Source organism: Colwellia sp. (assembly GCF_013215345.1).
GTDB lineage: Bacteria > Pseudomonadota > Gammaproteobacteria > Enterobacterales > Alteromonadaceae > Colwellia.
Map to the genome: position 1 here is coordinate 1 of NZ_JABSOV010000114.1, position 11,558 is coordinate 11,558.

The following is an 11,558-nucleotide window of genomic DNA, read 5'->3' on the forward strand; positions in this document are numbered from 1 at the left end:
CTAGGCAAGCCAATAATAAATATTTTAGACATCTGATACTACTCGTATTTAAAAAGTCGCCATTATAATCGCATGTACTAAATAGGTAGAGCTAAATATCAAAGAATAGGTAATACACAAGCATTATGCCGATAAGTTAAGTATAAAAGAGCTGCAAATCCCATCTCAGCAATTCAATCACCAACTAGCAAAGGTAGACCTCGACCCGAGACAGACGTTAGATGGACGTAACTTATTAGACAATGCAGACGTCACATGGATGTGACTTATTAGAGAATGCAGGATGCATATTCTCCTGAGCATATTGTCCTGACGTCGAGGGCTGCCGCTGTTCATGGAAAGCTTATACCACGAGCTTAGCAGCAGGAATCGTGGTGTACGCTAGTTGAAATTGAAAATTGAATGTTCTGCTGAGTACGTCGCCCCTTGGGTGTGCTCGCCACCGCGACGTCAAGCAGAAAATCACACTCCAAGCCCATCAGTTGATCACCAGAAAGATAAATAGTGGGCGTTCTGGGGATTAAGAAGGGTAGCGGATCGGTCATTCACCTTTTGGTGTGGTCGCCACCGCTACGCTAAGTAATGTTAAACTTTTTGACAATATTTAAGTTATTTAGTTTTATACCGATACAGAGAAATAGTAAATAATCTGATTAGGGATAGAAAAGAAATGGAATTACGTACAGAACAGCTGCAAGCTTATATTGCGCCAGCATACCAGGAAAAAATGTCTGCTTCAGAGCAGGCATCTATGGAGGTTTCCGCTGAAAAAAACACATCCACCTCAGAGCACTTAAAAACGGATCAAGTCACCATTTCAGAAGAAGCGCGTGAAAAAAGTACTAATGATAAAAATCAAGCAGCAATGAGAAAAATACTAGGGCAAGAAGAAGTTAGCGGGACGAATGGTGAAGAACAAAAGACGATAGATGAAAAAATTGCTGAGTTGCAAGAAAAAATAGCCGAATTAATCGCAGAAATAGCTCAAGAGCGCAGAAACGGTGATGAAGAAAGAACTAAGAGCATGGAAGCCGAGTTAGCTATGTTAAATTCGCAGCTACTACAATTAATTGAGCAAAAAATGGAATAGACTCTGTAACACAATCTGTTTCAGTCCCGGTTTAAATACATAAATTAGTTTCGTTTTCACGCCAAAATTTTGCCGATATAAATAAACGGGATCAGGTGCACTTAAATGACTTTTCGCGGTGGCGACGACACCCAAAAGAGAAGGGGGGCTAAACGCATAGTACCTAAGTTATGCCCTTTGGAATCCGTCGGCGCTGCTAACAAACGTATTCTTCAGTTCACTCATGTGTATTCGAGGCTCTTTAAAGTCAAGGCGCTGATGGCACATCAGGACAATATGCTCTTGCATTGTCTAATAAGCTGCATCCATCAGCGTCATGTGCCGACAGCGCTTTGTTTACCTTCATAATTAACTTTCATTGCCCACAAAGATCTGTTGCACAACCAGTACTAATTAAGAAAAAATAGTTTGCGCAGGGCATCAGCATAGAAGTATTTGAAGCAACGATAACTTCTTGACTTGTGTTTGATAGTTTAGCAAGTCATTAATGTGTAAAGGTTTTGTCGATCTTTAGCTATACCCTACGTTGCCTTAGTCTTTAATTGGTAACGTTAGCGTATTTTGTTGATCACCTTGATAGTTAATGTCTATATGATAAAAAGATGAGGATGGTTGGCTATAAAGTAAATCTACGGTATCAATGACTAGAGAAATATAATGTCCCGCAGGTACATCGTAGGCGGTAGCTCCTAGCTCTATATCAACCGCTATTTTTGTATGGGCAGATGCATTCACTAAAGTATAAGGTGCATGAGTAATAAGTCTTGCTGTGCCAGTAAAGTCAACGTCATAAAGATATGCGACTAGCATTACGTCACTAGCACTTGGTGTAAGGTTGATGTGAATTTTAGGTATACCACGTAATGAAGTTTTCTCAGTTAACCAATCAGACTCCCATCGTATGGCATGTATGGTACTGATAAAATTCATATTTGATATAATGGGCAAATCAAGAAAATCTTCTGTGATATAGGAAAGTATTGGAATTCCTGAGGTGGCAAAAGTATCTAAACTACCATAGAAACGGTCTGTTTTTGGCCACCATGGATTATATGTTGAGGTTTTTATATCACCGTCACCGTCTAATTCTTTTTCATGTAAGTACCATGTATTATCACTAATATTTGTTGACGGCCAGTTTTCAAAAGTATCATAATCAGCAAACTTTACTTCCATTTCTACTTGCGGTTTGTCGATGATTCCGTTATCAATATCTTTAAGCCAATAGTCAAACCAGTCATGAACATTACTCCATACATGATGATCTGCATTGCCCATTGCTAATACTTCTGCGATAGCATGTGTTCCTTGATTAAGGTCTAAATGTTTAGGGACAGAAAGCGCATTAAAAAGTGATAAAACACTATTGACTTGAAAAAGGTTATCACCAAAATTATTTGAAATATATATTGGCACTTGTCTTTGGTTAAGCTGTTCAACATAAGTCAAAGGTGAACGTATATCGGCCCATTCGGTTATTTCATCAATACGTTCTTGCTTAAGTAATCCCAGATAATTTTGAGCAATTTCATCACTAGGGTTACCCGTTAAATACCCTAAACCCGTGAGTAAACCTCCCCAAATTAAGCGTGGTGTTTGTTGACCATATAGTGACTCGGTTAAGCTTCCCCATGTACTCATTGCTGCAACAGCTGCTATTCGGCTTTCATTAGCCGCACTGAGTAAACTAATGCCTGAGCCGTAAGAAATTCCAGCAATACCTATGCGTTCACTGTCAACATTGGTATTTGCTTCTAAGTAATCAATAACTGCTGAAACGTCATCAATATCTTCAGGTCCAGCTGTTGATATTTTCCCCTCTGAATGACCAAAACCTCGTGTTTCATAACTTAGTACGATGTAACCTTTTTCAGCAAAAACTGCCGCCTCAGTAAGGTATTCATATTCATTCATGCCCCAGCTATTAATAAAGATAATTGCTGGGTAATGTGCTTCTCCGGTACTTGGTTGAAAAATATTGGCCTGCAGTTTTATATTGTCATAGGCCGTGATGACAACGTCATCATCAGTGGTATATAGATCTGATTTTTTAAATATTGGTTGGCCGGTAATACCAGATAATAAGCCTGCCAAATCAGTAGCATTTGATATAGCTGTTGTTAGCATCAGTAGTATAAATAGCAGCAGCTTTGTCATTTTTCTTGGGGGGGTAATCGTAATCATCAATAAATTCCTTATTTTTTTTATAATATTGGGGAAGTAATGCACTATTTTATTGAGTGCTTTTTAAACATAGTGAAATTATTGACGATGAATATTTATCTTCTTTATCCTTATTATTTCCGCAATTGATAAAGTGCTTATCCAGCTATGGATATGCTTAAAATAAATAGGATCGAGCCGTTTTATATTAAAAAAACAATGCTATTAGGGAAGAATGTAATAAATCAGTAAACTTATTAGGCTAACTTATTAGGCCACCCATAATAACTTATCTATATTTACATCACTAAACTAGACTTAATTCACCTTTGTTAAGTCTGGTAATTATTATGCCGAAGCCTCGTTCACAACAAATCAGTTTATTAGATACGCCGTATTATCATATCTGTAGTCGCACAGTGCGAAAGGCTTTCTTGTGCGGGGTAGATAAAGAGACTGGTGTTAGTTTTGAACATAGGCGCACTTGGATTGAAAAACGTATTTTTCAATTATCTCAAGTGTTTGCTATCGATATTTGTGCTCATGCAGTGATGCATAATCATTTACATATCGTTTACATGTTGATAGTGAGCAAGTGAAAAGTTGGTCAATGGGCGAAGTGCTTGAGCGCTGGCATCAACTCTTCAAGGGCACACTACTTACTCAAAAGTATTCCAGCAAGCAACTGCTTGATAAATTCCAACTGGCGATGGTTGAAAGTACAGCTGATATTTATAAAAAACGGTTAATAGACATTAGCTGGTTTATGCGTTCATTGAACGAGCCGATAGCCCGACAAGCAAACCGAGAAGACAAATGCACAGGACATTTTTGGGAGGGACGCTTTAAATCTCAGGCACTGCTTGATGAAGGCGCGTTGCTATCTTGCATGGCTTATGTTGACTTAAATCCTGTACGCGCAGGCATTGCAGATACACTAGAGCAGTCAAACTTCACTAGTATTCAATTACGTATAAAAGCAGCGATTAAAGGTGAACAATCTAGCGCGTTATTAGCTTTCACTAGTAACGAACACCAACATAAACCTACAGGTATTCGTTTTAGCTTAAAAGATTACCTAACACTCGTTAATGAAACTGGCCGTATACTGCGTGATGATAAACGCGGAGCTATTAACCTTAAACCAACAAACATTCTAGCCAGACTACATATCAGTGATGCAAGCTGGTTAAAACTGACCACTGATTTTGAATGTATCTTCACAGGAACAGCAGAGCACTTATGTGAATTTAGTGAGCATGTTGGCTTGCAACGGACACATGGCATAGCTAATGCTCAAGCCTGTTTGAATAGCGCGTAACGCCTATTTTTTTAAAACATAACGAAACCTTAATATTATTTGGGGTGAAGGTTTTCCTTGGCCAAAATTTAGTGGTTTGATAATTAGTAGTGATAATTGCTTACTGAACAACCCACTTACTAAATCAATTCTTTTATATTCAATCGCAAAGGAAACAATCAGTGCTTCGTTATTGCTGGATTTATCATGGATGGCATAGTTGATTTTTAGTTGATTTCGGTGGCATTGTTAATTCGGAGAACATACATTTAATAGTTCTATGGCACTAAGGAGTACATAGCGCCATAGATGTTATCGCTGCCGATACGTTTACAAATAAAACAGCAATAAATCGTAATAAAGTTGAAATAAAACCTTCATAAAAGCTTAATAAAACTACAGTTTGTAATTGATATTATCCCAAGATTCAAATAATAAGTTGTTGGTTTAAATAAAATTATGTCTATTCGTATTAAAATATTAATTGTTTGCAGTATATTTATACTTGCTATGTCGATGCTCTCCTATGTCACTTATTCATCATTACAACACGTTAGTTTATTAAAAAGTGCGAGTGTTAATATTGCTACCTTAGAAGCTAATTTATTAATGTTACGACGGAATGAAAAAGACTTTTTTAGTCGGCATAACCTTAAATATCAGCAAAAGTTTATTCACAATAGTAAGCGATTAAACGAAAATTTAGCAAATACTAAAAAGTTATTGTTAAGTGAGGGAGCCGATGTCAGCTCTATTGATAAATTTTCAACCAAGGTTAGCGCCTATCAAAGTTACTTTCATAGCTTAATTTCTTTACAACTAAAAATAGGGCTCACTCCAACGGAGGGTTTATATGGTGAACTTCGCAATGCAGTTCATCTAGCGGAAGATGAAATTAATGCACTTGAAGACTATCAATTACTTGCTTCAATGTTAATGCTACGCCGACATGAAAAAGACTTCATGTTACGTGCCAAGAGCAAGTACATTATAAAGTTCACCACTGAATTTGACCGCAGTATCGAGCTATTAAAACAAGTTTCACTGCCCATAAATACGTTGGCGACACTGGAAGCCGACTTAGAAAATTATCGCCGCAGTTTTATTAAATTAACCAATGAAAGAGTCAATATGGGTCTTAATCCCTCTGCGGGCATAATCGGTCAATTGCGCTCAGCGGTACACGATGCGGAAGAAGAACTAATTCTCATGAAAGATGAGCTTAATCAATTTATTGAAGAAACCGTTAATTATTTGAATGTTAAATTATATAGCTTGGCCATCACTATTTTTTTAATTACCTTAATAGGCATAATTACGATTATGCGCACGATAGAAACTAGAATCAACAGTATTAATGAGATGGTACTGAGCTTAGCAAGAGGTGAGGCAAGCTTACAAAATAAACTGGTCATTAAAGGTAATGACGAAATATCAAAGCTTGCCAGTAATTTTAATTTATTTATTGAAAATATTCAAAGTGTTGTTGTAGGCATCATCAGATCAATCGACCAATTATCTTTCGCTGCAAATCGCATAGATGAAGTAATTACTATCAGTAGAAAAGGTAATGACCGCCAAAATAACGAAATATCACAAGCGAATGTAGCTATGCTACAAATGAAATTAGGTATTGATGAAATTGCTGAACATGCTGTAGGCGCAGCTAGCTGTTCTATCAGCTCGAATAACAAAATTGATGAAAGTTTGAATATTTCAAGTTTAGCGACAAAAAGTATTAGAAAACTTGTACAAGACATGGATCAAAGTACCACTATAATAAACGAGTTGAATCAGGAGAGTGGTAATATCGGCAGTGTCTTGCAAGTGATTAGTGATATTGCGGAACAAACAAATTTATTAGCATTAAATGCAGCTATTGAAGCAGCTAGAGCGGGTGATAGTGGTAAAGGTTTCGCGGTTGTGGCCGATGAAGTCCGAAACCTAGCAAAAAGAACACAGGCGGCCACCAAAGATATAACAAGTATTATCAAAAGCCTGCAAAAAAAATCTAAGCAAGCGGCAGAGCAAATAAAGTTAAGTGTCGATGCGAGTGAGTTAAACGCCACAAGCATTTATCAACTGACCCAGTTTATCGGTAAAGCAAAAGAAATAGCCAATAATACTTCAATATTAAATAACTCCATTGCGGTGGCAACTGAGCAACAAACATCGGTATCTGTTGAGATATGTGACAACCTTAATCGTCTCGAAGATGAGGCTAAACATAATAATAACCATTCCCAATCATTAGAAACATGCCGGATGGAATTGATGAGTATTGCACAAAGCTTAGAACTATCGGTACAAGGCATGAGGTGTTAATAAATGGCTTCATCATAATGGTTTTAGTTATAAATATTCTACCGGTGTACCTCATTATTTGTATCGATCATTGTATAGAGCAACTATGTTAAATTTATTAGGCAAATTTATTCTGCCACCCATAATAACTTGTATATATTTCCATCAATAAACTAGGCTTAATTTACCTTCATTAAGTCTGGTGATTATTATGCCTAAGCCTCGCTCGCAACAGATCAGTTTGTTAGATACACCGTATTATCATATTTGCAGTCGCACGGTGAGAAAAGCGTTTTTGTGCGGTGTTGATAAAGAGTCAGGCATTAGTTATGAGCACAGACGTATCTGGATTGAAAAACGGATTTTTCAATTAGCTCAAGTCTTCGCTATTGATATTTGTGCGCATGCCGTGATGCATAACCACTTACATATAGTTTTGCATGTTGATAGTGAACGCGCGAAATTCTGGTCAACGGCTGAGGTACTTGAACGTTGGCATCAATTATTTAAAGGCACATTACTCACCCAAAAATATCAAAATAAACAGTCGCTTGATAAATTCCAACTTGCCATGGTTGAGACTACTGCGAATGTTTACAAACAACGTTTGAAGGATATCAGTTGGTTTATGCGCTCGTTAAATGAGCCTATCGCCCGACAAGCCAATCGAGAAGATAAATGCACCGGCCATTTTTGGGAAGGGCGCTTTAAATCCCAAGCGTTGCTTGATGAGGGAGCTATATTGTCGTGTATGGCGTATGTTGATTTAAACCCCGTGCGTGCAGGTATTACTGCCACGCCCGAGAAGTCTGATTTTACTAGTATCCAACTACGTATAAAATCAGCGATAAAAGGTGAGCAACCCAAAGCTTTACTACCATTCACAGGTAATGAACACCAACAAAAAAATAAAGGTATTCGATTTAGTTTACAAGACTACTTAACCCTAGTGGATGAGACCGGACGTATTATTCGTGCTGATAAAAGACGCGCGATTAGTCAGAAATCTGAGCGTATTTTAGCAAGGTTACACATTAATGAAGAAAGCTGGTTAAAGCTGACCACAGACTTTGAATATATTTTCACTGGCGCGGTAGGTACCGCAGAGCACTTGAGTAAATTTACCGAGCATGTTGGCTTGCAGCGAACCCATGGTATCGTTAATGCTCAAGCCTGCTTGAATAGCGCGTAACCACCAACACAATAACGAATAAACAGACCTTCTTTGTTATTTTTAAATGGCGGCTTTAACTCGCCTAAATTTTAAATTTTGGCTATTTCTAGTGTGTTAAGCGTACGGTTGATAACTATCCCTTAATAATTACCCAGCTTTTAGCTGTGATCAATTCCATACCTAGTCTGTTTTTATTATCTGTATTTATAGTTATTTATTATGGCTGGCAGATTGAAATCAGCAGATTGAAATCCTTTATTGAAGTGTTAATTACTACTGGTACGCCCATAGAACCTAGCCACCGTGAAGCTACATATGCATTATTCACCTCTAATTTTGAACTTTATCTAAAATTGATAAACCAAGTTTCAGAATTATAAATGAACTAATTTGAATGCGGTATGACTCTTATGCTAACTGTGATTATTTAGCGTTAAATAATTTGAAGAATGCGCTAAATTGCAGCGCAGAATGTTAACTTTGCCACCCATGAAAGATCATTATGGGTGGCCTAATAAGTTATAAGTTTAATACCGCTCTTTACTTCAGTAGTAATAACCTTGCGGCACCACCTTTAAGTTCAATACTAAGGCCATCACCGACATAGCCAACTTCAATATTACCACTGTCGTAAATACGACCCGAGCTAGCTGCATAGCCAATTTCAATATTACCACTGTCGAAAATACGACCCGAGCTAGCAGCATAGCCAACTTCAATATTACCACTGTCGAAAATACGACCCGAGCTAGCAGCATACCCTTTTTCAATATTGCCACAGTCAAAAACTCTTGAACCCATTTTATTCTCCTTGTTCGTTAATATTCCAAAGTAGTATTAAACAATAATACTGACATTAAAATAACAACTTGTTAACGTTTTTGCAACACGTTGATTGCAGTTTGGTGGGGGAGGTTTTGGTTACTGTTGCAATTAATCTATTACAAATTAACTATGCCTCCTATGATAACTTTATGATCTCAATAAATTTGGCTCTGTGCCATAATACTGGTGCCTATATGCTAATAACAATGACACTCACTGATAATTGCTAAAAGTGCACGGCGTTGTTCATGGAAGACTTATACCACTAGCTCAGCGGCAGGAATTTTGGTTTACGCAAGTTGAAATTGTAAGTTTAATGTTTTGCTGACTAGTAGATAAGTGAGTGTCATTTATAACTATTTATAACTCCTAGCTGAGCTAGTTTAATCGACAGCAATCAGTTACCCTCGTTGTTAAAAAACATCACTAGTAAAAGGTCATAGAATGTCGAACGCTTATGTCAGTAGTTTAGCTATTTACCCACTGAAATCTTCCGCGGCTATCAGTTGTGAAACGGTGAAAGTGCTTGGCACCGGTTTACAGGGAGATAGACGTTTTATGCTGACTAAGTTAGACGGTAGCTTTATTACCGGTCGAACCCACCCAAAAATCAGCTCGATCAGCTCTTATTACCGTGGAGATGATTTAGTTTTACAGCATCCAAGCTGTGAAGAGCTGTTATTGCAGCCACAACACTTTTCCAGCAGTTATTTTCCTACCTCCGTTTGGGGCACATCATTTATGGGGCAGGGTTGCGGGTTGTCAGCCGATCAATGGATCAGTGAATTACTTGGAGAGCCACTGCGGATTCTCTATTTTGGCGAGCAATCAAAGCGTAAGGTAAATAAGCATGAAGTGCACGAAGTGGGCTTCGCCGATGGTTTTCCGCTGTTACTGGTCAATGATAACTCGTTGCAGCACTTAAATCAGCGTCTACCGGCACCGATTAGCATGGCAAACTTCAGACCTAATATCACCATCGCAGGATTGCCTGCCTGGCAGGAAGATGAATGGGCGAAAATTCGCATAGGAGAGGTATTGTTTGAGCTACCCAAGCCCTGCAGCCGCTGTGTATTCACCACTGTTGATCCTCATACTCAGCTGCCGGATAAAAATCTTGAGCCGTTAAAGACTTTGACCAGTTATCGTCAGGAGCAAGATGGTACTAATGTGATGTTTGGTGAAAACATGTTGGCGCTCAATAGCGGCATTATCAAAATAGGTGACAAAGTTGAAGTTATTAGCACTAAAGCCAGACCTGTGTACCAGGATAATTGGCAACCGGCTCAAGCAAGGTTAGCGAAACAGTTAACTATCTCCGCCGATACTAATAGCAGCCAGACCCTACCTGGTACCGATGCGGCAAGCACAATCCACAACAAAGAATTATTACGCTGTGTACAGATTATTGATGAAACAGCAGACGTTAAAACCTTCAAGTTTATCGCTGACCCTATTGTTCGATTTGGCTATTTACCTGGACAATTCATCACCTTGCACGCCGAAATAGACAAGCAACTGGAAAACAGATGTTACACACTATCGTCAAGTTCCTCTCGACCAGATCTGATTTCAATTACCGTGAAAAGGGTCGAGGGTGGCTTGTTCTCAAATTGGTTGCATGACTCTTTTGCCGTAGGTTCAAGCATAGAATGCACTAAAGCCAGCGGTGTATTCCACTTGCAAAGTTCCAGCCGTGCTAAGTTGTTGTTATTGTCCGCAGGCTCCGGCATTACGCCTATGTTGTCGATTGCTCGTTACATTACCGATCTGAGTTTGAACATAGATATTCAATTTCATCACAGTGCCCGTACTGATGAAGATCTGATCTGTTTCGAGGAGTTGCAACTGTTGGCAACTCAGCATGATAATTTACATTTATCTTGTAACTTTACCCGTCAGAGCGATGCCGCTAACTGTGACATTGTCCACTTTTATGGTCGATTATCGACCGATATGTTAAACCAGTTCAGCAGCGATTTACTGGAGCGAGAAGTGTTTGTCTGTGGTCCGGATGAATTTATGACAAACGCCCAAATGCTGCTGACTCAATTAGACCTACCTGGTTCTCAGTATCATCAGGAAAGTTTTGTTATTGATGTCGCCCCTCCTGAGCACGATGCCTCTAACCGTACTTATAAAGTTAATTTCTTGCAGTCGGGTATCGAAGTACAAATATCAGGCGACCAGACGATTCTCGAAGCGGCAGAAGAGGCAGGTATCACTCCTGATTACAGTTGTTTAGCGGGCATTTGTGGCACCTGCAATAGCAAGCTGGTCAATGGTGAGTTGCACGCTCCCAACGCCATGGCGATTGATACCGAAGATGGCAGTGGTGATTTTCTTCCCTGTTGTAGTTATGCTCGTTCAGATCTGGACGTTAATCTGTAATTAAAACTATTTGTTAGTTGGTTTACACCACCGTTACCAAGCACTCCCAATCCCATCTCAGTGAATAAATCTCAATTTTGTAAAGTGTCAGTCAAACTGAGCCATGGATGGTGAAGACTGCCGTTTTTCATGGACGAATATCGGCAGGTATTGACTGTAAACACAAAATTGATGATTTATGTTTTCACTGAGTAGGGCGTCGCAGGGGTTCCAAGGGGAGGCGCGGCGGTACGTCGCCCCTTGGGTGTGGTCGCCACCGCGACGCCAAGCCGTAAAACTAACTTTAAATCTAATGATAGTTTTTACCTATC

At 38.9% G+C, this 11,558-nt stretch carries 6 protein-coding genes and 1 pseudogene; 5 read left to right on the top strand and 2 right to left on the bottom strand.

From position 1 onward, the window contains the following. Positions 1 to 670: 670 nt before the first annotated feature. Positions 671 to 1,090 carry a hypothetical protein gene (locus HRT50_RS14780; protein ID WP_291615810.1) on the top strand — a complete coding sequence of 140 codons (420 nt, stop codon included), beginning with the start codon at positions 671 to 673 and terminating at the stop codon, positions 1,088 to 1,090. Positions 1,091 to 1,621: 531 nt separating this feature from the next. On the opposite strand, the gene HRT50_RS14785 is transcribed toward HRT50_RS14780, so the two are convergent. Beyond that, the gene (locus tag HRT50_RS14785) at positions 1,622 to 3,274 is read right to left on the bottom strand and encodes an alpha/beta fold hydrolase (RefSeq protein WP_291615812.1); all 1,653 of its coding nucleotides are present in this window, start codon (positions 3,272 to 3,274) and stop codon (positions 1,622 to 1,624) included. A gap of 329 nt (positions 3,275 to 3,603) precedes the next feature. On the opposite strand from HRT50_RS14785, the pseudogene HRT50_RS14790 reads away from it, so the two are divergent. From HRT50_RS14790 to HRT50_RS14800, 3 genes and pseudogenes are all read left to right on the top strand, one after another. Next, a pseudogene (locus HRT50_RS14790) lies at positions 3,604 to 4,574 on the top strand (transposase). Positions 4,575 to 5,012: 438 nt separating this feature from the next. Continuing rightward, on the top strand, positions 5,013 to 6,878 hold the full coding sequence (locus HRT50_RS14795) for a methyl-accepting chemotaxis protein (protein WP_291615814.1): 1,866 nt from the start codon (positions 5,013 to 5,015) through the stop codon (positions 6,876 to 6,878). 190 nt (positions 6,879 to 7,068) lie between these two features. After that, positions 7,069 to 8,049, top strand: a complete 981-nt coding sequence (locus HRT50_RS14800) for a transposase (RefSeq protein ID WP_291615815.1) — start codon at positions 7,069 to 7,071, stop codon at positions 8,047 to 8,049. A gap of 522 nt (positions 8,050 to 8,571) precedes the next feature. Here the strand turns inward: HRT50_RS14800 and HRT50_RS14805 are convergent. Then, positions 8,572 to 8,832, bottom strand: coding sequence for a hypothetical protein (locus tag HRT50_RS14805; protein ID WP_291615817.1), 261 nt, complete (start codon positions 8,830 to 8,832; stop codon positions 8,572 to 8,574). 468 nt (positions 8,833 to 9,300) lie between these two features. Here HRT50_RS14805 and HRT50_RS14810 point away from each other — a divergent pair, with 468 nt between their 5' ends. Beyond that, positions 9,301 to 11,247 (top strand): hybrid-cluster NAD(P)-dependent oxidoreductase, encoded by a 1,947-nt coding sequence (locus tag HRT50_RS14810; protein ID WP_291615819.1) that lies wholly within the window; start codon positions 9,301 to 9,303, stop codon positions 11,245 to 11,247. Positions 11,248 to 11,558: the final 311 nt, after the last annotated feature.